The sequence below is a fragment of the Niallia nealsonii genome, from assembly GCF_002835805.1.
In the GTDB taxonomy this organism is placed as follows: domain Bacteria; phylum Bacillota; class Bacilli; order Bacillales; family Cytobacillaceae; genus Niallia; species Niallia nealsonii.
Genome location: NZ_PISE01000060.1, coordinates 1 through 24,107 on the forward strand (window position 1 = coordinate 1; position 24,107 = coordinate 24,107).

Sequence of the window (24,107 nt, forward strand, 5' to 3'; positions counted from 1 at the left end):
ACTTGTTGTTTCGTTTTATAACGAAGTTATAAAACGAATATTGTTGACGTTTTGTTTGTTCAGTTTTCAAAGAGCAAGTACATCTTCACTTATAAAAGCGACTCAATAAATATATCATATCCAACATTATTAAGTCAATATCTTTTTTGAAAGTTTTTTCATTTCTTTTCCTCTCGTTGAGGACAAAAATAAATATAACATGAATAAAATGAATATACAACCTCTTTTTTGCTATTTTTTTTAAAATATAGGTCGGTTTTAATAAAAATTTTATTTCCTACCTATTTATATATTTTTTTCATCATATACCACTCCACTAAAAATCTTTACAAGACCTTTATTATCCAATATTTAAACTTCCCCATTTACCGTCCTGAATTAATAAATGCATGTTTAAAAATAAATCTAAAAACCTTATCTCTTTATTAAAACAGATTAACTACACACACTCCCCTAACTTTCCCTTCAAAACACGCACCAATAAAAATCTAGCATCTTTCTTAATGCATAATGATTCTACTATCATACATCTACTTAATGAAAGCACCTCCCACCCAATGGCAATAACAAAAGATTACTACAAACTATGTATTCAAATACATTAAAAAGCAGGGTTTCTCCTTACATAAAACCATTTATTCATTTCATATTAAGTTTTCTTCCGAAATGAAAAGGAAGATTTACTCGTCTAATGAAGGTTATCTTTTATTGACAAGCATAACAACAAAACAATTCTCTAGCGTAATAACTAAATCATACTATTCATAAAATAATATTATTAACTCCTGTTTGGAATTTAATAGTAGAAGGTTATTACATTCTTTATAATAATGATATAACCTTTAAACAAGTACAAAACACTAACTGGAAAGATGGAGATATGATGTATTTTGATTATGATCTTTTTATCAAACTAGGAATTACAACAGTACTAGGCATTATCATTGGCCTAGAAAGAGAAATAAAACGTAAGCCAGTGGGTTTAAAAACAAGTTTAGTTATTAGCATAGTAAGTTGTTTGCTAACAATTGTATCAATAGAAGCTGCATATAAATTTCCAGGCAGCGATGCAGTAAATATCCAAATGGATCCATTGCGCTTGCCGGCTCAAATTGTATCTGGAATCGGTTTTTTAGGTGCTGGTGTTATTCTAAGAAGAGGCAATGATAGTATTTCTGGTCTGACTACCGCTGCTTTAATTTGGGGAGCTGGCGGTATGGGGATTATTGTGGGAGCTGGTTATTACACGGCCGGTATTACTGGCGTTTTACTGCTAATTTTCAGCATTAAATATATTCCTATTTTCATGAGTTTAGTAGGCCCTCGCCAATTAAGAGAAAAGGAAATTCGCATAAAAATTAAAGTGCCTCAGAAAGAAAATGTTTCCTCCATCATTAATTCTGTAGCAAAACTTGAAATGGGCATTAAACATGTACGTATAAAAGATTTAGAAACAGGCGATCATTCTATTCTCCTTATTGTCATTGTAAATAATAAAAGAAGCATCACAGACGTATATCAAGATATTGGAGAATTACACGGGGTACAACAGATAGAAGTTGAAAGTTTAAATTAATCTGTTGTAAAAGAAGAGATAGACTATCAGTAAATTTTATCTCTTCTTTGTAAAACCTTATTTAATTCATAAAAAGATATTGAAATATGGTAAAAAAAAATGTATAATTACTAGTAGTTAAATGGGGGCTTAGCTCAGATGGGAGAGCGCTTGCATGGCATGCAAGAGGTCGTCGGTTCGATCCCGATAGTCTCCACCAATAAAAAACTAACAGGCAAAATATTATTTTGAGATCTTCTACCTAAAGTAAAAGATTTGAAAATAATATTTTGCTTTTTTTCTATGCATATTTTAAAGTAAAATTTCAGTCTTCTATCCATTTTTTTCATAAAAATTTCCTAATACAAATTATTCTATAAAAATTTTTCTTTCTAAAAATGCCTATATAACAAAAAAAATGACATATACTAAAAAAAAATATTATATTTTGTCGGATTTTATGGATTATTTAACACACTTTCTGTATAATCAGCCTTATTGAATTTTTTCAAAAGGATTATGAAGGAGGTTTTTCATTTTGGGAAAAGCATTAATTATTGGTGCTGGCGGTGTCGCTAGTGTTGTTGCACATAAATGTTGTCAGGTGCCAGACGTATTCGAAGAAATTTGTATTGCAAGCAGAACGCTTTCTAAATGTGAAGCGTTAAAAAATAAATTAGACGGTGGCAAAACAAAAGTTTCAGTTGCTCAAGTCGATGCTGATAAAACAGAAGAAGTAATTGAGCTAATCAATTCTTTTAAACCAGAATTAGTAATAAACGTGGCTTTGCCTTATCAAGATTTAACTATTATGGATGCATGTTTAGCTACAGGTGTTCATTATCTAGATACAGCTAATTACGAGCCGCCGGAAACAGCTAAATTTGAGTATAAATGGCAATGGGAATATAAACAAAAGTTTGAGGAAGCTGGTTTAACTGCATTGCTTGGAAGCGGATTCGACCCAGGTGTAACTGGAGTATTTACAGCCTATGCTCAAAAACATCATTTTGATGAAATTCATTATATTGATATCGTGGATGCAAATGGTGGAGATCATGGCTATCCTTTTGCGACAAACTTTAATCCAGAAATCAATATTCGTGAAATTACAGCAAACGGCCGTTATTGGGAAAATGGCAAGTGGATTGAAACAGCTCCCCTTTCTGAAAAAAGAGAATATGATTTAGATCAGGTTGGACCTAAGAATATTTACCTTTTATATCATGAAGAATTAGAGTCACTTGCTGTTAACATTAAAGACCTTAAGCGTATTAGATTCTGGATGACATTCTCTGATAATTATTTAAATCACTTAAAAGTTCTAGAAAATGTTGGTATGACTTCAATTGAACCAATTATATATGAAGGAAAAGAAATCATCCCGTTACAATTCTTAAAAGAGATTCTGCCAGATCCAGCTTCTTTAGGACCTAGAACAAAAGGGAAAACAAACATTGGCTGTATCATCCAAGGTATAAAAGACGGCAAGCCAAAATCTTATTATGTATACAATATTTGTGACCATCAAGAATGCTATCAAGAAGTAGGATCTCAAGCTATTTCTTATACAACTGGCGTACCTGCAATGATTGGCGCTATGCTAATTATGAAAGGTCAATGGAAAAAACCAGGCGTTTACAATGTAGAAGAATTCGATCCGGATCCATTTATGGATGCTCTAAATAAATATGGTTTACCATGGCAGGAGAATTTCTCTCCAACTCTTATAGATTGAGAGGACTGAAATGAAAAAAATCGATTTTAATCAAGCACCATCACCTTGTTACGTGGTAGACGAAAGACTATTAACAAAAAATCTAGAAGTATTAAATTCTGTGCAAGAACGTACCGGAGCAAAAATTCTTTTAGCGTTAAAAGGTTTTTCTATGCACTCTACATTTCCTTTAGTAGGAAAATACTTAGCAGGTGTTACATCAAGTTCCCTATTTGAAGCTAGACTAGGTTTTGAAAAAATGGGGAAAGAAGTTCATGCATACGCTCCAGCATATGTTGATAGTGAGTTTGATGAATTGCTGCAATACACAGATCATATTGTCTTTAATTCTTTTGACCAGTGGAATCGTTTTAAAGATAAAGTAAAAAACACAGACAAAAAAATTGACGTTGGTCTTCGTATTAATCCAGAGTATTCAGAAATTGAAACTCAATTATATAACCCTTGTGCTCCATATTCACGATTTGGTGTTACTCTCGCTAATTTTAAACCAGAAGAATTAGAAGGCATTGACGGACTTCATTTCCATACAATGTGCGAACAAAATTCTGATACTTTAAAGCGTACAATTAAAGTAGTCGATGAAAAATTTGGTGAATACATTAAAAAAATGAAATGGATCAACTTTGGCGGTGGACATCATATTACAAGACCAGACTATGATATTGAAACACTTGTTGAATCTATTCTGTTTATTAAAGAAAAATATAATGTTGATGTATACTTAGAACCTGGTGAAGCAATAGCTTTAAACACTGGCTACCTTGCTACAACCGTTCTTGATATTGTCAATAACGGAATGGATATCGCTATATTAGATACTTCTGCAACTTGTCATATGCCAGACGTTCTCGAAATGCCGTACCGACCTAATATTATTGGTGCAGGCATGCCTGGGGAAAAGGAATACACATACAGACTTGGCGGAATGACTTGTTTAGCAGGTGATGTAATCGGAGACTATTCCTTTGACGAACCATTAAAGCCAGGGGATCGATTAATATTCTGTGATATGGCGCATTATACAATGGTTAAAAATCATATGTTTAATGGAGTAAACTTGCCAGCTATTGCTTCCTACAACGAAGAAGAAGGCATGAAAGTTATCCGTCAATTTGTTTATGAAGATTATAGCAATAGATTATCTTAATAGATGCAAAAAAATCCACCTAGGTGGATTTTTTTGCATCTATTATTTTTTATTAGGATTATGCTGTAGATAAACAACATGTGTTTGCAGGAATTCTTCTAGACCATGTTTGCCATCTGCCCCACCGATGCCAGATTTTTTTCTTCCGGAATGAAACCCTTGAATAGCTTCAAAGTTTTCTCTGTTAATATATGTTTCCCCAAATAATAATTCATTTGCTGCGCGCATAGCTGTATCAAGATTTTGTGTATAAATGGAAGATGTTAAACCATATTGACAATCATTAGCGAGTTTGATTGCTTCATCTAAATCTTTAAAAGTCAAAATAGGTAAAACTGGTCCAAATACTTCTTCCTGAACAATCTCTGAATCTTGTTTAACATTAATTAGTACAGTCGGCTCATAAAAATAGCCCGTTTCTCTATCTGCACGTTTTCCACCTGATAAAACTTGTGCACCTTCAAGCACTGCTTGATTTACCATCGCTTCAACGGACTCTAATGCTTGTTTACTTACTAGAGGTCCCATATCTAAGTTCTCTTCTTCTAATGGATTTCCAAAATTAACTTTTTTCATTGCTTCAACTATTTTAGTAGTAAATGTACCTGCGATGCTTTCATGCACATAAACACGCTCTGCACAATTGCATACCTGTCCGCTATTAATAATACGTGAATCTACTATTGCCTTTACAGCTAAATCAAGATCTGCATCTTCAGCTACAATCGCTGGGGCTTTTCCTCCAAGCTCTAAACTTACTTTTGTTACATTATCGCTCGCCGCTTTCATAACACTTACTCCTGCGTTAACACTGCCTGTTAAACTTACAAGGCCGATTTTTTCGCTAGAAGCAAGCTTATCCCCTACAGTTCCGCCTCTCCCTGTTACAATATTAAATACACCTTTAGGTATCCCCACTTTTTCTACTAACTTAGCAAATTCAAGTGCATTGTTAGGAGTCTCACTGCTAGGTTTAATCACAATTGTATTTCCAGTAACTAGTGCTGGAGCCGCCTTTCTGGCAACAAGGAAAAATGGAAAGTTCCAAGGTAAAAATCCAGCTACTACTCCTATTGGCTCTTTAAATATCATAATATTTTCATTAGGACGATCACTTTGCAAAATTTCCCCTTCATAGCTTCTAGCCATGCCTGCCATATAATCTATATAATCAGCTGTAAACTCAACTTCTGTAGTAGATAGAGCAAGAACCTTCCCCTGTTCTTCTGAAATGACACGTGCAAGAAACTCTTTATTCTTTCGAATTTCTTCAGCTAAAGCTGTTAGATACTTTGCACGCTCACTTGCCGGTTTCTTTTTCCACTGTTTTTGTGCTTGTTCTGCAACATCTATCGCTTCTTGAACTTCTTCTACTGTACAGCTTGGTACTTGTGAAATCAATTCTTCAGTTGAAGGGTTATATACCGAAATATATTCACCAGATTTTGAATCTAAAAATTCTCCATTTATATACATTTGATATTGTTTAGTTTCTGTTTTTGTACTCATTTTATTTCCTCCCCAATGTTATTCAAAAAGGCAAGCGCCAATAAAAACACTCCGTTAATATAACGCTTACATAAATTATGAGGTTTGTTTTTCTGAATGTCAACAAAAACAGACTTCCGTTTATTTTCTTTTACATTTGTTTTTTTTTGATATTACTTTTTATTCTTTGAATTTCCATTGTTCTATAGGTTTTGCAAAATTATCCATAGTTGAACTAATTATTATCAGAATACTTATCAGCATATGCTATATCTGACAGCGCTCTGATACAAAGCCAAATAATTGTATATTTTTGTAAGATAGTTTCTAATACCTTCTCCTCCAGGAAAGCTTACTTCTTGTGCATTCATTTATCACTATATATGTATCTGCCTACCATCAAATAAGTTCTTTTTTTCCTTCTATATCAAAAAAATGGGCGTCTATTTAATTACGCCCATTTTTCATTAGAAATCAGATATTATTGATAGCCATTTTCACGAGCTACAGATTCATCTTCTATTTCTTCTCTAAACCCCTGAATTGATTGTTCTCTTCTTTTGTTTTTTTGTTCAATTTTAGCTTTCTCTTCTTCACTCGAAAAAGCCATTGTTTCCTCTGCTTTATCGATATTTTCTAGTGTATTTTGCACCATATCTTGCAATTTCTCCACATTATCTGAACGATCATCATGATTAGGCTTATTTTGTACCATATAAAATTCCTCCCTTATAAAAAATAGTTACTAAAGTATTTTGGATAATCTTTTATCTAATTATCCATTTTCTATTTACCATTTTTAGGAATATTTTTTTAAGGAAATATTAAGAAATCTTTCTTATACTTTTTATTATTATTTCTTATAAAAAGGGGACTTTATATAATGAACATTTCATCGATTAATTCAAGCATCAACACTACCACTTCTGCAAATTCGAATAATGAATTGCAAAAATTAGAAAGCCAAAAACAGCAACTGCAAACACAGCAAACACAAATTGAACAGAATGAAAATTTAAAAGAAGATGAAAAAGAAAAACAGGTAGAACAAATTAAAAAGCAAATTGAAGCCATTGAAGAACAAATTCAAGCATTAAAAACAAACAGCACTACTAGCAGCCAAATTAGTTCTCAAACACAATCACAAACAATGCCCAAAAATAAAGATTCTTTAACCATTAGCAAAGAAGCACTTTCTTTATTTGAACAAGAATCAGCTGCTGATTCAAATGAAAATCCTTAATCTCCTGACAGATTTTTACTGAACTAAGAAATAATAATTATTTATTGTTTCTTTTTTTTTCCATTATTTTTATCATTTCTATTAGTTCTAGTTCTTCAAATATAGTAAAATATAAACTAGTTTAATATTCTATTTAAATTTGGAGGTTTGTATTTCATTGTTTGTAAAGAAACTATTAATATGCAGTTTAAGTTTTTATCTTGTTTTGATCCCTTTCTTTAAGCCTGATAAAGCAGCTGCCGCAAATTGGAGTTCAACATGTGCTTCGTTTGGTCAGGTAAAGCAAGGTGTGAATCCATCTTTTCAACAAATTAACTGTCTGTTAACAAATGCCGCATTGGCCTATAAGATTCCTCCTGAAATAGTAAAAGCAGTGGCTTATCAAGAAAGCGGCTGGAAACAATATGTTAATACCAAGCCACTTGTTGCCTCAGATGGCGGAATTGGCATTATGCAATTAACCAATCAAACAAAATATTCCGAAGAAAAGCTAAAAACAGATATTCTCTATAATATTCAAGCAGGCGTTGAAGTTTTAGACAGTATGTATAAACGTGGAGATTTGCCTAAAATTAGTGGTGCAGACCGCCAAATAATCGAGAACTGGTATTTTCCCATCATGGCCTATAATGGAACAAAACCTAGCAATAATCCGATTATAAGCAGTACAGGCAAACGCAACAGCAATGCTTATCAAGAAAAAGTACTGGGAATTCTTATGCGTGAAAGCTATCTAGAAGAGCACTCTTTGGCATCCTATCCTTTCAGCAAAAAAGACTTTCAATATAATTCAAATTCCGTGGACAATATAAAATTTATAACAAAAACCTATACGATAAAAGCAGAAATGCATGAATCTATTTATAACTTCACCAAAGGAGCCAAAGTAGTAACAACAGACATTGTAAACATGCGTAAATATCCGAATAAAGAATCTATTGGATTAAAAAATTTAGCTAAAAATACAACGTTAATCATTAATGGAAATTTCACTTATGATACCTCTTCTAAGCCAAACCAATATGTATGGTATCCGGTGAAAACGATGGATGGTAAAATTAGTGGCTTTATTTCATCTGTTTATATTACAAAAAAAGTGGAATCACCAACGGTATATACTGTGACTGATCAATCTAAAGTAATATCAGGGAAAGCCCCGGCAGGATTTACAGTAACGATTAAAAGAGGCGCATCTATATTAGCAGCACCAACAGCTAACAAAAGCGGCAAATTCACGGCTAAAATTGCACCACAAAAAGCAGGAACCAAATTAACGATTACTTACAAAAATAGCTTAAATACTGTAAGTGAAGCAAAAGTAATTACAGTTGCTGACAAAACGTCACCGGCTGCACCAAGTTTAAATAAAGTAACTAGTGTCTCAAAAACTGTTATAGGAAAAGCGGAAACCGGTTCCACCATTACTTTAAAAGTTAAAAATACTGTAATCGGCAAAGGAACTGCAGATAAGGCAAAAAACTTTAAAATTAACATTAAATCACAAAAAGCAAATACTGTTATTACTGCCATTGCAACCGATGCCAGCAAAAACACGAGCAAAAGCAGCGCTATAAAAGTTTTAGATAAAACACCGCCAGCTCCTCCTTCCTTAAATAAAACAACATCCAAATCCAAAGTTGTTACAGGAAAAGCAGAAGCTGGTTCAACAGTCATTTTAAAAGCGAATAATAAACAAATTGGTACAGGAAAAACAGATAAATCTCAAAACTTTAAAATTACGATTAAGCCACAAAAAGCAAACACTATTATTATGGCAACCGCAACCGATTCAGCAAAAAACACAAGCAAAAGCAAAAGCATCAAAGTAGTGAAATAAGCCATATAGAAATAAACATCCATTCTAGATTATAGAGTGGATGTTTTTTATCCTACCATTCATTTTTCAATACAATTTTACCAATAGCCTTACCGGATTCTAAATATTGATGAGCAAGTGGTGCTTCTTCAAACGTAAAGACTTTTTCATCCACTAACGGACAAATTTTTCCTTCCTCTACTACTTTTGCAATGTCTGCTAAAATTCTGCCATGATCTTTTCGCTGCTCTTCATTTAATATTTTTAACAACATAAATACAACGTGAAGAGATAAACCTTTGCTATGTAATGGCGATAAATCATGGGTAGATCGTGCTGCAATTGCCACCACAGTACCGTTAACTGCTGCCGCTTCAAAAGAACGATCTAAATTTTGTCCTCCAACTGTATCAAAAACTAATGAAAAACCTTTACCAGCTGTATACTGATCGACATATGCTTGTACAGATTGTTCCTTATAATTTATAACAGCATCTGCTCCCAGCTGTTTTGCCAACTTTATTTTATTTTCTGTAGAAGCGGTTGTATATACTTTCGCACCTGCCCATTTAGCTAGTTGAATAGCAATATGGCCAACACCGCCTGTTGCGCCATGTATTAACACATCTTGATCTTCCGTTAACTTGCCTTTTTCAAATAACGCTTCCCAAGCTGTAATGGCTACCAAAGGAATGGCTGCCGCTTCTTCCATTGAGATGTTTTTTGGCTTATGTGCAAGAAGGCGTTCATCTGCCAACATGTATTCTGCAAGCGCTCCTCCTGTTCCTTTAAAGCCGCCGGCACAGCCAAATACTTCATCTCCTACCTGAAATGAAGTAACACCTTCTCCAACCTCGGCAACCACACCAGCAACATCCCCATGAATAATAGCAGGCAAACTAGGCGCTGCAGCAGGTACTGCACCACTTCTCACTTTTGTATCAATTGGATTTACACTTGTTGCCCTTACTTTAATTAATACATGTCCACGACAAATAGTAGGCTTCGCTATTTCTGCTAGTTGAAAAACAGACGCATCTCCAAACTCTTTTATTAATTGTGCTTTCATTATTCTCCCTCCTGTTCTTTTTTTATTGTACATAAAAAAAGAACAGCACAACAATAATATGCATAATCGTCACGAAACTTTCTTTCTTTTTACATCCTTCTATTGATTTGATTCTGAGTTAAGCTAATTAGGTTTTTAAATCTCTTTATTGGGTTATAGAGTACTAATGTATTTTCCAATATGTACTATTTATTTGATATACAAAAAGTTTTTTTGATAGGGAGGAAAATAAATAATGATAAATGATTTAATGGATGAGGTAGCAGTTATAACCGGTGCTGCATCAGGGATAGGACGCGCATCTGCTATTTCTTTAGCAGCTTTAGGGGTTAAAGTTAGTTTGCTTGATTTAGAAATAAATCAATTAATGGAAGTCCAAAAAGAAATTTCACATGCGGGAGGAGAAGCTATTATTTTTGAAACAAATGTATCTGATCCTATTTCCTTAAAAAATGCAATTGAACAAACAGCAGAAAAATGGAAAAAAATTGATATCGCTTTAGTTAATGCGGGTATAAATGGACGTGTAGCACCAATTGAAACATTAACTCCATTAGATTGGGATACAACGATAGAAACAAACCTCAGAAGCACTTTTTTAACTGTCCGCTATTGCATTCCTTATATGAAAGAAAATGGAGGAAGCATCATTATTACAAGCAGCATCAATGGAAACAGAATTTACAAAAATTTTGGCATGTCTGCATACAGTACATCTAAAGCCGGGCAAGTAGCATTTGGAAAGATGGCCGCATTAGAGTTAGCGCAATATAAAATTAGAGTAAATATGATTTGTCCAGGTGCCATTTCTACAAATATTGATGCAAGTACGATTTCTGATCAAGAGAAACTAAACGAAATTACCATTCCTGTAGAATATCCAAAAGGAAATCAGCCACTTGCTCAAAAATCTGGAGAACCAGAACAAGTAGCCGACTTAGTCTGTTTCTTAAGTTCAAAAGCTTCCAGTCATATTACCGGAACAGAAATTTATATCGATGGTGCTGAATCATTGCTGTAAAGCTTCCATATAGAAAAAACTGAATGATGTCTAAAAAAGACTATACCATTCAGTTTTTTTTCGCTGCAAAATGGATTAGTTTATTTTTTATAGAAAAAATAATATGATACAAGTAAGAGTATAATTAAAATAATTTTTTTCGGAAATTTCATCTTAAAGAATTTATGTTAAAGGAGGATATACTATATAATGAATCAAGTAATCGAAACACTAAAAAATCACCGTTCATACCGAAAATATTCCCCAAAATCTGTATCAGCAGATATATTGGAAACAATTGTGGAAGCTGCACAGGCGTCACCATCATGGATAAATGGACAGCAAGTATCTGTCATTGTCGTCCAAGATAAGAGTCGAAAAGACCGTCTTGCAGAACTTTGCGGGAATCAAAAACATATAAATGAGGCTCCTGTATTCCTTATATTTTGCGCAGATTTCTATCGTGCAAAACTTGCTAGTGAAATGGAAGATACTCAGTTGGAAGCACTAAATGATATAGATGCATTATTAGTAGGGGCAACAGATGTAGGACTCGCAATGGCAAATGCCATTACAGCGGCAGAATCCTTGGAACTTGGCACTGTGCCAATTGGTGGCATAAGAAGAAACTCTCTAGAAGTGGTGGACTTTTTACAATTGCCAAAATACGTAATTCCAATCTCTGGATTATGTCTTGGTTACCCCACAGAGGATCCTGGCATAAAACCACGATTGCCAAAAGAAAGCATTATACATAAAGAAATCTATAATCAAGACCAGCTGCCTTTTTTACAGGCTTATAACGAAACCTTTAAAACTTATTTAAAAGACCGTGGCGACACAGAAGCAAACTGGACTGACCGCGTTGCTAAGTTTTATAGCCAATCCTATTATCCTAGCAATGCTGATATGCTGAAAAAACAAGGATTTCCTGCAAAAGATTTGCTTAAATAATACAAACATAAATAGGTCGGAGGCGCCTAGCCCCCAACCTATTTACTCCATTTATGGAATACTATTTAACAATTTAGTCCTTTTCTACCACAAGCGGCACGACTTTTCCTTCATTTACATTAATGAGTCCATAATCGGTTATTTTTAAGGCTGGACTTACAGGAAGAGATAATGTACTTAATGACATAATCACATTATAATGTTCATATCCTAAGGACTTTAAAGCATTCGTTAACTGTTCCACTTGCTTTGAGACAGTATCCAAAGGTTCTTCTGATAATATGCCTCCTACAGGTAGTGGAACAATAGAAAGAATCTCTCCGTTTTCTACACAGCATATGCCACCTTGATGTTTAATTACTTCATTTGCTGCTAGCAGCATATCCTTTTTATTTTTTCCTACAACTAAAAGGTTATGATTATCATGAGAATAAGTGGTTGCCACGGCTCCTCTTTTTAAAATATCTCCATTAATTAATCCATGTGCTTGATTATTGTTTTTCCCATATCGTTCAAAGGTTTTTATTAAACAATGATCACTTTCTTCCCATAAAAGTTCCTTATCCTTCACCCGAAGAATATCTTGTTTTTCTTCCGTAAAAGTAGAACCATTTTGTACATGAATTATTCGGCAAGTAAGATTGCTATTTTCATAAGGAAGCCTCACACTAAAATCTTTTTCTTGTAAAGCCCTTAACTTTATACTTTCATAAAAAGATTTTGGAAATTGTTTGTCCATAACCGTTTGCATATAAAGCTCGGAAGCATCATATTCTAAACTCCCCTTCTTATATACATGATCTATCAGAAAGTTTTGCAAATCAGACACAAGCAGGAAATCTGCTATTTTCCCAGGAGCTATTACTCCTCTATCATACATCCTCATTCGCTGTGAAGGTGTATAAGTACACGCATAAATTGCCTTTTCCGGCGCCATCCCCATTTTTATAGCTTTCTTCAATAAAACATTTAAATGGCCCCTATTTTCAAATGAATCTGCCATTACATCATCTGTGACAAAACAAAAGTGTTCATCTACCTGATTTTCTAATAAATAGTCCATCACTTCTTTCGTCATTGATTTTTCTTGGATTTCAAGAAACATACCAATGGCAATCCGTTCTTTCATTCCTTCAACTGTTTGATGGGTATGATCAGAATTAACTCCTGCATACGCTAAAGTTTGCAATTCTAGATCTAATAGTTTTGGAACATGTCCTTCTATTATTAGTTCAGGATAAGATGTAAGAATATGTGTAAGAATCTGGTTTGTTTTACAGTTGGGATCTGTAATCACATCATAATAGTTCATGATTTCACCCAAACATTTAATCTGCTCTGTATTTAACAATTCATCTATATCTTCTATTTCAATAGATCCGCCTGTTGTTTCCATTGATGTTGCAGGAACAGAACTTGGAATAGCATAGAACATATCTACCGTACAGTTCTTGCTTGCTTTAATCATCTCTTTTACTCCTGCTATTCCAAATACATTCGCCATTTCATGTGGCTCAGGTACAATTGTAGTAACCCCATTTTTAATTAAACCATAAGAAAAAGTAGCAGGTGTTACCATAGTGCTTTCAATATGCAAATGAATATCAATTAAACCTGGTATCATATATTTCCCGTTAGCTTCCAATATTTCTTTTGCTTGAAAAACTTCGGCACCTTTTTGACCAATATATAGAAATTTCCTATCCTTTATTGCTACATTTCCTTTAATAAACTTTTTATAATAGCTATTGTAGACAGTAGCACCTACTACTAGCATATCAATATTCATTTTACCCCTCCTGGCTAATCAACTAGCACCATCTGATTTCTTGGAATAACAATTATAACTTTCTGGCCTGCATGATATGGATCAACCATTTCCTTATTAATCGTAAAATCTCCAATAGATGTTTCCACAACATATTGATAACTTCTACCAAGAAATGTAGTAACTTTAACCATTCCGATCATTCCATTTTGGGGTATTACCTGATCTTCTGTCATCTCTGTTAGCATAAAGTCATCTGGACGTATAGCCCCTATTTTTTTATTCAGATTATTCATATGGACATGTCTTTGAATCGTGAATACAAGATTTCCTTTATAAAGTTCAATTTCATTTTCTTTATCTATTCTTTGATCAAATTCTATAAAATTCTTAAAACCAATAAAATCAGCAACAAACTTTGTTTCAGGATACTGATAAATAGTGGCAGGGTCACTAAGCTGCTCAATAACTCCCTTATTCATAATGGCTACCTGATCTGAAATTGAAAAGCATTCCTCTTGATCATGAGAAACATATACAGTTGTAATTCCTAATTCTTGTTGAATACGTCGTATTTCCACTCGCATATTTACACGTAAGTTTGCATCTAGATTACTTAACGGTTCATCAAACAACAGGATTTCTGGTTCAATTACTAAAGCTCTTGCAATTGCTACACGCTGCCTCTGCCCCCCAGAAAGTTCTGCTGGAAATCTATTTTGAAATCCAGATAGATTAACAGTTTCCAACATGTTTAATACACGCTTTTCTATCTCTATTTTTGATACTTTTCTTAACCTAAGACCAAAAGCAATATTATCAAATATAGTTAAGTGCGGAAATAAAGCATAGTTTTGAAAAACAAAACCGAAGTTGCGTTTATTTACTGGCACTTTTGTATAATCTTTATCTTTAAATAAAAACTTACCTTCAGTGGATTGCAAAAATCCAGCTATCAAACGTAATGTGGTGGTTTTTCCGCACCCACTTGGTCCTAAGAGAGAAACAAGCTTCCCCTTTTCTATCTTAAGGTTAAAGTCTTTTAAGATTTCTTTTTTGTTATATGCAACAGAAATATTTTGCAGAGTAAATAAAGCCATCTCTTTTAACCACCTCTATCTTTTTGTAAAATAAGATAATCCCATTAATCTTTCTACTAGGAACATAAAAATCGCCGTAATAAGCATAAGCAATACAGAAATTGCTGCAACGGTTGGATCAAAATAATTTTCTACGTAAAGTAACATCTGAATTGGAAATGTACTAATTCCAGGACCTGTCATATAAACGGAAATATCTACATTATTAAAAGATTCCAGAAATGCAATCATTACAGCGGCCATAATTCCTGATTTAATATTTGGAAGCACTATAGTAAAGAACGTTCCAAGCTTACTTGCACCTAAGCTTTGTGCAGCTTCTTCTATACTAAAATCAAAATTGGTTAGACTAGAATATATTACCCGAATAATAAAAGGCAGCATAATAACGGTGTGCCCAATAAATAAGGAAACATAGATAGGAAGTTGATAAGCAACTACTATATAACGCAAAAACGAAAAACCTAATACAATTCCAGGAATCAGAACAGGAGAAACAAAAACAGCATTTACTAGGCCCTTGCCTTTAAAGTCAAATCGGCTTAATGCATACGCTGCAGGAATCCCTAGTATTAGGGCTAAAATATTTCCTGCTATGGAAACCATAATGGATGTTTTAAATGTAGTTAAAAACATTTCCACTTTAAAAATATTCTCATACCATTTGAATGAATATTCTTCTGGAGGAAATTTCAAAATATTTCCGCTCTCAAAAGAAGTGATGGATATAATTAGTAAAGGCCCTAGTAAGAAAATAAACACGAGGAGTGTAAAAAGGGCCAATCCTCTATTTTTTTCCTGCATACACCTTACCCCTTTGGATTTAATTTTTTGGCTAATCCATTCATTATGGAAATAATAATAAATGTTACGATAATCATAATTGTTGCGACTATTGAAGCAAGTTTCCAATTATTTAGTGTGATCGCATTTTGATATAAAAACGTGGAAATTACTCGTTGTTTTCCACCAAGCAAAGCAGGTGTTGTGTAGGCGGTAAAACTACCAACAAACACTAAAATACCTCCATTAACTAAACCTGGTACACATAATGGAACAACCACTTTTAAAAATACACCTAACTTAGAAGCTCCTAAACTTTCCGCCGCCTGCAACAAGTCATCTTCGATATTCTCCATTACTCCCACTAAAGTAACAATTACTAATGGCAAAAATAAATGAACTAATCCAATTATGATTGAAGAAGGAGTATAAAGAATCTCAAGAGGCTGTTCAACTAATCCCATATTTATTAATAGCTTGTTAAGCACTCCATTCTTCCCGACAATTATCATCCAACTGAAGGAACGGACTACCGGGCTTGTTAAAAGGGGGAAAATAGTCAATAGTAAGAAAATAGCTTTTTTTCTGGCTTGCAGTTTTGAAATATAATAAGCAACTGGGAAGCCAATTAGAATACAAATAATGGTTGTTAACAAGCTAACACGAAGCGTTGTCAGCAATATTTTAAGAAAATAGTCATCTCTAAAAAAATCAATATATCCCTTTATGCTAAAGGTTCCATCATCATGTAAGGTTGTCCCTATCATAGAAAGAATGGGAATAACCATAAATATGGTTAAAAACAAAATGCCTGGCAATAGCAACAGGTATAGATATCTTTTTTTCACGTTACCACTCCCTGTTCCGAGTTTTATTTTATGAATTTAAGATGCGGACAAATAGATTAAAAAATGTCTCTACTTCAATCTCTAAGCAAACGTGCAAATTGGCTTGTTTATTTAAGCGGTTTTGAAAATCGCATACCAACTGTCCATCACATAGTTCACTTTTTGTTTCAACATCTACATAATGCTTTACCATTGTTGCTAAATTTCTTTGTATGGCAATTCCAACTGCTAAAGGATCATGCATCGCACAAGCATGTACACCATAACGAGCGAAATATTTTTGCTGATAATCACTGGTGCTTTCACTTATATATTGAGCCAACCGCTTATCGTGCAATAATTCAATATGCTCTTTTGTTAATAAAGCTTTTCTTGTAATATCTAAACCAACTTGTATTAACGTTTGGAAGCCAGCATGGAGAACAATTTTAGCTGCTTCTGGATCAACATAAGTATTAAATTCAGCGGTTGGTGTAACATTGCCAACTCCCTTTACGACTCCTCCCATAAAAATTACTTCTTTTACGTGCTTCGTAATTTGCGGGCACTTTTTTACAGCTAATGCTAAGTTCGTAAGGGGACCTGTCAAAATCAACGTTACTTCACCAGGAAAACTTAAGATAGAGTTAATAATAAAATCTGGAGCGAATCCATCACTAATCTGATTTTTTATAGGAGCGTTTTTTAACGCTCCTCCAAGTCCATCCGCCCCATGTATCCGGTGTTCAAAAAATGGATTCCTCAATATAGGATTAGAAGCACCTTTAATTACAGGAATATCATCCACCCCTAAAAAATCTAATATTTTACACGTGTTAGAAGTTGCCGTATCTAATGAAACATTTCCATTTACTGTTGTAATTCCTAAAATATCAAATTTTTGGCTTTTTACTGCAAGTATGATGCCAATTGCATCATCTATTCCTGTATCCACATCCAATATTACTTTATCTTTCATTTATGACCCTCTTTTCTTATTGAACAAGCTCACGATTCCAGCGATCAATCCAATTTTGAAGATTACCATTCACAAATTTCATATCTAATGTGTGTAGACTCTTAATTAATTCTTCACCATATGTTAACCCTTCTGCTTCTTTATCTGTTAATTGAACCTCTATGTTTACTGGCGAATCCACTTTATTTTTTGCTGACTTTTCCTGTGCTTCTTTGCCTAATATATAATCAATAAATTTTTCGGAAAGTTCTTTTTGATCGGTTCCTTTTATAATGTTCACAGTATTCAATACTGCATAGCCGCCTTCAGATGGGGTCACAAATTTTGCATTAGGAACAGCTTCCTGTAAATCAGCAAAATACATTTCCATGATTGGACCTGCAGCAATTTCTCCTTGTGCAAACATATTCACATATTCTGAAGTTTGTCCGTATTCTTTTACTACACTTGGCATAAGATCTTTTACTGCATTAAAGGCTTGATCTTCATTAAAGTTATCTTTTCCACTAACCAATGAAGCTGCATCTAAAAACATTGGACCCGTTGTAGATGTAATGCTTGGAATTGTAATTTTCCCTTTTAAATCTTTACTCCAAAGATCTTTCCACGATGTAATTGGCTGAGCTACATTATCAGGATTATAAGCTATGCCAAATTGCGCAATTGTATAAGCTGGACCATATGCTTCTCCAAGAGGCGCCTTTGCTACATCATAGATATTATCAATATTAGAAATCTTACTGCGATCGATTGTATCGAATAAACCATCTTCAATCCCTTGTTGTGCATAATAATCAGATAGGAAAATAACATCCACATCGGAGCTGCCTTGTTTGATCTTATTTAGTCGGTCTGCATTATTGCCTGTATCCAGAACAATTTCTACATTATTTGCCTCTTCAAATGGTTTATAAATTTCATCACGGAAAAAGTCTTCGTTAAATCCCCAAGTAGAAACCACTAATTTTTCTGTTTTTTCCTCCTTGCTAGAGTCACTATTAGAACCGCATGCTGCTAAAAGCAATAAAGATGTTGCTGCAAAAACATTAAATATTTTTTTCATTTTTTTACCCCTCACTTTTATTTGTTAGTATTTGTTTGCCAGCTACTTATTTAGCTAGCTTTTCTATTCGCTAACCACAGAACGTATTTTTATAGTATTACCATAAATAACATTCCGATCTAGCAAAAAAAAAGACAATCTTAAATAGAATTATTCTTCTACTTAAGATTGTCTTTTCTTTGTATACAAAGATTCAACGTATCTTTAGTTCATATATTCATGGCGTTCTCCTTAGAATTGATCCCAGAAAAAATCCACATCTATTTTTTATATAATACTATATTCGTAAAAGCAACTTGCGTATAAGAATCATAGTCTCTAAGAATAGCTTCTATATTCCAGTTTGTTTGTTCTTTTAATTCTTCTTTTAGTTTCTTTTTAAATAATAGGGACAGATGAAAATCTACTTCCTGCTTTAAACTCGGCACTTCTCCTTCTAATGCAGCAGAACGGGAAGCACGAGGATGTTTTGCTTGTAATGTAATAATGTTTTGCTCCATACTTACTTTTAGCAATGTTGTACCAGCACCAAACAATTCTTTTGATATCTTATTATAGATTTGAGAAAGAAATCTTTTTGTCTCATTAGAATCTATGATAAATCACCTGCCAAACTATCGATATTGGTTATTATACATATAATCAATAACTAATTCAATAGAATGTGCGGATTTTTTTAAAAAAATATGTTTTTTCGTCATTTTTTCTTTCGTTACACCGTAAATACCGAACTTTTCCATAATCAGAAATTAATTTATGACTAACTAATTTATTTTTCACCTTACTTTATTATATCTGTGCACAATAAAAAATACGACATACTTGTTATATTTTCTTACAATATCAATTGAGGTATAACTAAAATTAGGAAGGTAGTTAATAAAACTACTTTAGCAAAGAAAATATATTGTCGAATAATAACGGTTAGCGTGAATTACTTCTTTTTGTCATACTAAATCTTTTATAATTTTACGGTCAATACTTACTTACCACTCCTACAGGTACAAACTAAATGACGAGGTGTAAAACTATTTTATTTCCTCCATAGTTATATTTAAGGAATAAATCTAGTTTCCCGTTAGCAATTCTCACATTTTCTTCGAAATAATAAGAATACTCTAACTTATCAAATTACACTTTTCTCCTTATCCTGATAAGCAAAAAGGAGGATCTCATCCTAGAGAATCCCCTTTACCCTAACTTTGGAAATGTAATTTCAAAAGTCGTTCCTTCACCTAATACACTATCCACTTTTATGGTGCCTTCATGCTTATCGACAATCCATTTGGCAATGGATAAGCCTAAACCGGTGCCTTCAATATTTGTTCTAGATTGCTCTACTTGATAAAAGCGATTAAATATTTTTGGTATATCCTCTTTAGGAATCCCTATGCCATTATCTTGCAGCGTTAACGTAATTGTATGTGTTTTTTCAATGGCATTCATAATAATTTCTCCCTCTTCTTCTGTGAATTTCATACTGTTATCCACAAGTATAACGAGGAGCTGATGAATTCTTTCCTTATCGCCGACCAATTGAATAGCATCCTTTAATTGAACTTCGATCTGTTTGCCTTGAAATTCCGCAATATCTGTATACTGCTCTCTTACTTCATTTAATAAATCAGTCAAAGAAAATGCCTGTTTTGTAATCTCCATTTGATTGGAATCCGATCTTGCAAGTGTCAATAAATTTGCCACTAGCTTAATAAGTCTTCTTGTCTCTTTTGAGATAACGGAAATATCTAATGCTTTGTCTTGAATGGTCGCTTCTGGCTCTTGAAATAAAAGATCCGTTCTTGTTTGAATAACAGCCAGGGGCGTCCTTAATTCATGGGATGCATCCGACACAAATTGCTGCTGTGTTTCCCATGATTTTTGTATAGGGACAAGTGCTCTTCCTGCAAGAAAATATCCTGCAATTACAGCACAAATGCCGCCAATAATGCCGCCTACTGTCATAATGATAATTAAACGGTCCAACATTATCTTTTCTGGATCAATATAGCGAATAAATTGAACCACAACTTCTTCATTATTTAGATTTACCTTAGTAGCAAGTGTATGAAAACGACTTCCATCAGAAGATTGTTTTTCTTCAATTAGTCCTATCTTTTCTGGATTAAAGGCACTCTCTTCCTCCTCATAATCAATCATTGCATGATCAGATACTTCTGTTATTTTTTGATCTTTCCAGACAATATAATTCACTTGCGGCTCTAGTATGGGCCCTCGATTTCCATCTCGGTTTCCCTGCTTTTCCATCGATTTAATCATATCAACTGCTTTTATAAGAGACTTATTTACATCGCTATAGATCTGTTTTTCTGTATAGTGATAGATAAGTGTACCTAACACAAACATTAATACAATAAAAACAAGGGAGTTTAGCATTGTCAGTTTTATTCTTGTTTTTTGAAACATTATGATAGGCTCCTTAACTCTCTTTTAAAATATACCCCACACCACGAACTGTTTGAATATCTTTATGATAGGAAAATTCCTCTAGCTTTTTCCGCAATTGGTGGATAAATACTTCTACAATGGCAATGGTAGTATCTGAATCAAATCCCCAAATACGGTCAAAAATCTGCTCTTTCGTTAAAATTTTCCCAGAGTTTTGAATAAGGTATTCTAATAAATCATATTGTTTAATCGTCAGCTTAATAGGAACATCTTTCACCAAAACATCATTCTCTTTGCCCGTTAAAATAATTCCCCGATATTTTATGCCCTCGTCCATATCAAGTACACCGCTTCTTCGCAATAATGCTTTTATTCGCGCTAAAAGCTCAGGTGCTTGAAATGGTTTTACTAAATAATCATCCCCGCCAAATTCCAATCCTTTTACCCGATCTTCTAAAGAATCTTTTGCTGTCAAAAACAAAACAGGTGTCTTGATTTTTTCCTTTCTTATTTCTTTTACAATATCAAATCCATTCATATATGGAAGCATCACATCTAATACAATTAAATCATAAATATTTTGCTGGGCATAAAATAAGCCATCTTCCCCATTATCTGCTCCATCTACTTCATATTCCTTTTCTAAAATTTCTTTTATCGATTCTAATAAGGAAATATTATCTTCTACTATTAATATTTTCATATTCATTCTCCTCACTTTTATTAAAAGCTAATTCTATCTTATTAATCTGCATCTAGAAATACAAGTTGGATTTCTAATTTTATAGGAGTCATCTATATATTGTATCAAGTTTCCCATGTATCGTTTTAATTTCTGACTATCAAAAGAAAAGCGACCGCACCTTGCGAATCGCTCTTCTTCTGCCTAGTTTTCTATTTGCCTTTATATACATATAGTGTAGAACTTCCGCCACGTTGATTCTGGATATCGGTATTATCCGTATTATCAGAAGAACTGCTGTTATCGCTAGAATCATCTGAATACTCACTGCTTGGAACTTCCTCGCAATTCTCTTGAATCCACGAAGTTACATCACTATTTCCACTGCCGCCCATTCCTTGGCCAGAAATCAAGAAATATTTAATCTCCCCATCATCTGCCATTTTTTCCAATTCTTCAACAGTCGGCGCAGGATCACTTCCACCAAATCCTCCCATTGCCATAACAGCATAATCTGTATTCAGCATAATGGAATAAGCAGACTGTGCTCTTTGAACAGCTAGGAAGAATTTTTCACCATTATAATTTTCTTCTAAATATTGCATCAGCTCCGTATCAACGCCATCCATTTCTCCGCCGCCCATTTTCCCATTATCGCTAGGCGGGGTGCCTCCTTGCATTTGTGAAGCATTTCCTTGGTTATTTGTTGAATTGGATGAATTTGAGCTATTGTTGCTATCATCTGCGTTATCTGTGCCACGCGTCATATTACCGCCTGATCCTCCTTGCATGCCGCCAGGTACTCCCATATCGCTACCTGGACCTCCTTGCATACCTCCACCTCGACCGCCGCCCATTGCACTTGTCGGTCCAGCTGTTGGAGTGGATTCGTTTCCTGTTTTTGTTATAGTAATAGCTGTCCAATAGATCGGAAGCACTAAGAGGGAAAGAATGCTTGCAATCGCAATTGTATGTTTGATTGTTTCGCTTGATTTGGCTGCAACAAGAAGCATAAACAATACAACTCCGAGAATAATGCCAACCCACATCCAAATAATAGAAACAGATGAACTATTTTGATAAACAATCAATGCTTCGAATAAACTTGTTACAAGAATGCCAACTGGCAACAACCAGCTTTCCCAGCCTTTTTCTTCTTTATAAAAGTTAAATAATGTCGTAAAGCCAATACCTATTAACGCTGCTATTGCAGGAGCCATCATACTTAAATAATAATGATGGTAAAATAACGCGATACTAAAAAATACCATCATTGGCATAAGCCATGCTAACCAAAATAAAGAAAAATGATGCTGCATTGTATATCTTCTCGTTTTCAAGAAAGTTACTACTAATCCAATTACTGCAAATAACACAAATGGAAGGAGCCAACTAATTTGTCCAGAAAGTTCGCTTTGGAATAAGCGCAGAGGACCTGCATCTCCAGTATTAAACATTCCTGAATTCTGGCTAGAACCGTCATTCATCATGCCGCCTTGCCCACTTGGAGGATTTCCGCCACCATCTTGCATACTTGAACTTGAAGAAGTTCCTTCATTGTTTTGAGTATTTGTACTAGATGATTCAGAATTATCATTACTATTGCTATTAGTTGTCTGATCACTGTTTTGCGTTTGTTCCGTACTGTTAGTAGTTGGCATTTCTTGTTGTCCAGAACTACTCCCGCCACCTGAATTATTCCCTGTTAAACGGGATAATCCATTATAGCCAAGCGCTAATTCTAATACAGAATTTGTTTCGCTTCCGCCCATATAAGGTCGTTCACTTTCAGGTGTTAAATCAACAGCCACTGCCCATGACAAAGAGATAACGGCTAAAACAACTGTTGAAATGACCAAGTTTATTATTTTCTTTACCATTTTTATTTCTCTTGTTGCAAAGAAATAATAGAAGAAAAATGCTGGCAATACCATAAACGCTTGCATCATCTTCACATTAAAACCAACACCTACTAAAGCAAAACTTAAAATTAGCCATCCTAGTTTCTGCTTTTCAACAGCTTTCATAAGAGCCCATGTTGCTGTCATTAACGTCAGAAGCAAAATGCTATCGACATTGTTTGTACGTACTACCGCTACAAAAATTGGGGAGCATGCGAGTACTAAACTTGAAATTAATGCTGAGTTTCTGCCGAATTTTGGTTTCACTATTAAATAAAGTAAAAAAACAGATACGACTCCAGCTAATGCTTCCGGCAGCAATAATACAAAATCATTAAATCCAAAAATATAAGCAAATATAGCTTGTATCCATAAAGCGACAGGAGGTTTATCAACTGTGATAAATCCTGCAGGATCAAAAGATACAAAGAAAAAGTTATGGAAGCTTGTCAACATACTTTTTACTGCCACACTATAATAAGAATTAGTTCCCGCATTTTGCAAATTATAAAAATTTAGCCCTGCAGAAAACAATAGTATGATAATTAAAAGGATATCCACTCTTCCTTTAGTCCATTTTTTCAT

General features: G+C 34.0%; 20 protein-coding genes and 1 tRNA gene. 8 read left to right on the forward strand and 13 right to left on the reverse strand.

Features of this window, described 5'->3' with window-relative positions; translation table 11 throughout:
• Positions 1–880 precede the first annotated feature (880 nt).
• From CWS01_RS20300 to nspC, 4 genes are all read left to right on the forward strand, one after another.
• The gene (locus tag CWS01_RS20300; protein WP_101179028.1) at positions 881–1,576 is read left to right on the forward strand and encodes an MgtC/SapB family protein; all 696 of its coding nucleotides are present in this window, start codon (positions 881–883) and stop codon (positions 1,574–1,576) included.
• Between the two features lie 123 nt (positions 1,577–1,699).
• A tRNA-Ala gene (locus tag CWS01_RS20305) sits at positions 1,700–1,775 on the forward strand.
• A gap of 318 nt (positions 1,776–2,093) precedes the next feature.
• Positions 2,094–3,293, forward strand: a complete 1,200-nt coding sequence (locus CWS01_RS20310) for a saccharopine dehydrogenase family protein (RefSeq protein ID WP_101179030.1) — start codon at positions 2,094–2,096, stop codon at positions 3,291–3,293.
• Positions 3,294–3,303: 10 nt separating this feature from the next.
• The gene (gene nspC, locus CWS01_RS20315) at positions 3,304–4,443 is read left to right on the forward strand and encodes a carboxynorspermidine decarboxylase (protein ID WP_101179032.1); all 1,140 of its coding nucleotides are present in this window, start codon (positions 3,304–3,306) and stop codon (positions 4,441–4,443) included.
• A gap of 42 nt (positions 4,444–4,485) precedes the next feature.
• Here nspC and aldA read toward each other — a convergent pair whose 3' ends face one another.
• Positions 4,486–5,952, reverse strand: coding sequence for an aldehyde dehydrogenase (gene aldA / locus CWS01_RS20320; protein WP_101179035.1), 1,467 nt, complete (start codon positions 5,950–5,952; stop codon positions 4,486–4,488).
• A gap of 460 nt (positions 5,953–6,412) precedes the next feature.
• Positions 6,413–6,646, reverse strand: coding sequence for a small acid-soluble spore protein Tlp (gene tlp, locus CWS01_RS20325; RefSeq protein WP_101179037.1), 234 nt, complete (start codon positions 6,644–6,646; stop codon positions 6,413–6,415).
• A gap of 168 nt (positions 6,647–6,814) precedes the next feature.
• Between tlp and CWS01_RS20330 the strand changes: the two genes are divergently transcribed.
• Together CWS01_RS20330 and CWS01_RS20335 are read left to right on the forward strand one after the other, a co-directional pair.
• Entirely contained in the window at positions 6,815–7,174 is a 360-nt protein-coding gene (locus tag CWS01_RS20330) for a hypothetical protein (RefSeq protein WP_101179039.1), read from the forward strand.
• 157 nt (positions 7,175–7,331) lie between these two features.
• The gene (locus CWS01_RS20335) at positions 7,332–9,011 is read left to right on the forward strand and encodes an Ig-like domain-containing protein (RefSeq protein ID WP_157827711.1); all 1,680 of its coding nucleotides are present in this window, start codon (positions 7,332–7,334) and stop codon (positions 9,009–9,011) included.
• Between the two features lie 52 nt (positions 9,012–9,063).
• On the opposite strand, the gene CWS01_RS20340 is transcribed toward CWS01_RS20335, so the two are convergent.
• Positions 9,064–10,059: a zinc-dependent alcohol dehydrogenase family protein gene (locus CWS01_RS20340; RefSeq protein ID WP_101179041.1), complete on the reverse strand. Its 996-nt coding sequence runs from the start codon at positions 10,057–10,059 to the stop codon at positions 9,064–9,066.
• A 235-nt stretch (positions 10,060–10,294) separates the two neighbouring features.
• On the opposite strand from CWS01_RS20340, the gene CWS01_RS20345 reads away from it, so the two are divergent.
• Both CWS01_RS20345 and CWS01_RS20350 read left to right on the forward strand, forming a co-directional pair.
• Positions 10,295–11,080: an SDR family oxidoreductase gene (locus CWS01_RS20345; protein ID WP_101179043.1), complete on the forward strand. Its 786-nt coding sequence runs from the start codon at positions 10,295–10,297 to the stop codon at positions 11,078–11,080.
• A 189-nt stretch (positions 11,081–11,269) separates the two neighbouring features.
• Positions 11,270–12,013 (forward strand): NADPH-dependent oxidoreductase, encoded by a 744-nt coding sequence (locus CWS01_RS20350; protein WP_101179045.1) that lies wholly within the window; start codon positions 11,270–11,272, stop codon positions 12,011–12,013.
• Between the two features lie 73 nt (positions 12,014–12,086).
• Here CWS01_RS20350 and CWS01_RS20355 read toward each other — a convergent pair whose 3' ends face one another.
• The 10 genes from CWS01_RS20355 to CWS01_RS20400 all read right to left on the reverse strand — a co-directional run bounded on the left by CWS01_RS20355 (position 12,087) and on the right by CWS01_RS20400 (position 24,107).
• Positions 12,087–13,802 carry an adenine deaminase C-terminal domain-containing protein gene (locus CWS01_RS20355; protein WP_101179047.1) on the reverse strand — a complete coding sequence of 572 codons (1,716 nt, stop codon included), beginning with the start codon at positions 13,800–13,802 and terminating at the stop codon, positions 12,087–12,089.
• 14 nt (positions 13,803–13,816) lie between these two features.
• Entirely contained in the window at positions 13,817–14,881 is a 1,065-nt protein-coding gene (locus CWS01_RS20360) for an ABC transporter ATP-binding protein (protein WP_101179049.1), read from the reverse strand.
• A gap of 15 nt (positions 14,882–14,896) precedes the next feature.
• Positions 14,897–15,685 carry an ABC transporter permease gene (locus tag CWS01_RS20365; RefSeq protein ID WP_101179051.1) on the reverse strand — a complete coding sequence of 263 codons (789 nt, stop codon included), beginning with the start codon at positions 15,683–15,685 and terminating at the stop codon, positions 14,897–14,899.
• A gap of 5 nt (positions 15,686–15,690) precedes the next feature.
• Positions 15,691–16,512, reverse strand: a complete 822-nt coding sequence (locus CWS01_RS20370; protein ID WP_101179053.1) for an ABC transporter permease — start codon at positions 16,510–16,512, stop codon at positions 15,691–15,693.
• Between the two features lie 28 nt (positions 16,513–16,540).
• Positions 16,541–17,470: a nucleoside hydrolase gene (locus CWS01_RS20375; protein ID WP_101179055.1), complete on the reverse strand. Its 930-nt coding sequence runs from the start codon at positions 17,468–17,470 to the stop codon at positions 16,541–16,543.
• A gap of 16 nt (positions 17,471–17,486) precedes the next feature.
• Positions 17,487–18,533: an ABC transporter substrate-binding protein gene (locus CWS01_RS20380; RefSeq protein ID WP_101179057.1), complete on the reverse strand. Its 1,047-nt coding sequence runs from the start codon at positions 18,531–18,533 to the stop codon at positions 17,487–17,489.
• A gap of 260 nt (positions 18,534–18,793) precedes the next feature.
• On the reverse strand, positions 18,794–19,132 hold the full coding sequence (locus CWS01_RS20385) for a DUF2294 domain-containing protein (protein ID WP_101179059.1): 339 nt from the start codon (positions 19,130–19,132) through the stop codon (positions 18,794–18,796).
• Positions 19,133–19,724: 592 nt separating this feature from the next.
• Positions 19,725–20,957, reverse strand: coding sequence for a sensor histidine kinase (locus CWS01_RS20390; RefSeq protein ID WP_101179061.1), 1,233 nt, complete (start codon positions 20,955–20,957; stop codon positions 19,725–19,727).
• Between the two features lie 13 nt (positions 20,958–20,970).
• Positions 20,971–21,642 (reverse strand): response regulator transcription factor, encoded by a 672-nt coding sequence (locus tag CWS01_RS20395; protein WP_101179063.1) that lies wholly within the window; start codon positions 21,640–21,642, stop codon positions 20,971–20,973.
• A gap of 191 nt (positions 21,643–21,833) precedes the next feature.
• On the reverse strand, positions 21,834–24,107 hold the full coding sequence (locus CWS01_RS20400) for a glycosyltransferase family 39 protein (RefSeq protein ID WP_101179065.1): 2,274 nt from the start codon (positions 24,105–24,107) through the stop codon (positions 21,834–21,836).

Bases quoted from the DNA above. Each gene is read 5' to 3' on its own strand.
- CWS01_RS20380 (WP_101179057.1), bottom strand. From the start codon at position 18,533: ATGAAAAAAATATTTAATGTTTTTGCAGCAACATCTTTATTGCTTTTA.
- CWS01_RS20400 (WP_101179065.1), bottom strand. From the start codon at position 24,107: ATGAAAAAATGGACTAAAGGAAGAGTGGATATCCTTTTAATTATCATA.
- CWS01_RS20340 (WP_101179041.1), bottom strand. From the start codon at position 10,059: ATGAAAGCACAATTAATAAAAGAGTTTGGAGATGCGTCTGTTTTTCAA.
- CWS01_RS20365 (WP_101179051.1), bottom strand. From the start codon at position 15,685: ATGCAGGAAAAAAATAGAGGATTGGCCCTTTTTACACTCCTCGTGTTT.
- CWS01_RS20395 (WP_101179063.1), bottom strand. From the start codon at position 21,642: ATGAAAATATTAATAGTAGAAGATAATATTTCCTTATTAGAATCGATA.
- nspC (WP_101179032.1), top strand. From the start codon at position 3,304: ATGAAAAAAATCGATTTTAATCAAGCACCATCACCTTGTTACGTGGTA.
- CWS01_RS20360 (WP_101179049.1), bottom strand. From the start codon at position 14,881: ATGGCTTTATTTACTCTGCAAAATATTTCTGTTGCATATAACAAAAAA.
- CWS01_RS20350 (WP_101179045.1), top strand. From the start codon at position 11,270: ATGAATCAAGTAATCGAAACACTAAAAAATCACCGTTCATACCGAAAA.
- CWS01_RS20300 (WP_101179028.1), top strand. From the start codon at position 881: ATGATGTATTTTGATTATGATCTTTTTATCAAACTAGGAATTACAACA.
- CWS01_RS20330 (WP_101179039.1), top strand. From the start codon at position 6,815: ATGAACATTTCATCGATTAATTCAAGCATCAACACTACCACTTCTGCA.
- tlp (WP_101179037.1), bottom strand. From the start codon at position 6,646: ATGGTACAAAATAAGCCTAATCATGATGATCGTTCAGATAATGTGGAG.
- CWS01_RS20375 (WP_101179055.1), bottom strand. From the start codon at position 17,470: ATGAAAGATAAAGTAATATTGGATGTGGATACAGGAATAGATGATGCA.
- CWS01_RS20345 (WP_101179043.1), top strand. From the start codon at position 10,295: ATGATAAATGATTTAATGGATGAGGTAGCAGTTATAACCGGTGCTGCA.
- CWS01_RS20355 (WP_101179047.1), bottom strand. From the start codon at position 13,802: ATGAATATTGATATGCTAGTAGTAGGTGCTACTGTCTACAATAGCTAT.
- aldA (WP_101179035.1), bottom strand. From the start codon at position 5,952: ATGAGTACAAAAACAGAAACTAAACAATATCAAATGTATATAAATGGA.
- CWS01_RS20390 (WP_101179061.1), bottom strand. From the start codon at position 20,957: ATGTTTCAAAAAACAAGAATAAAACTGACAATGCTAAACTCCCTTGTT.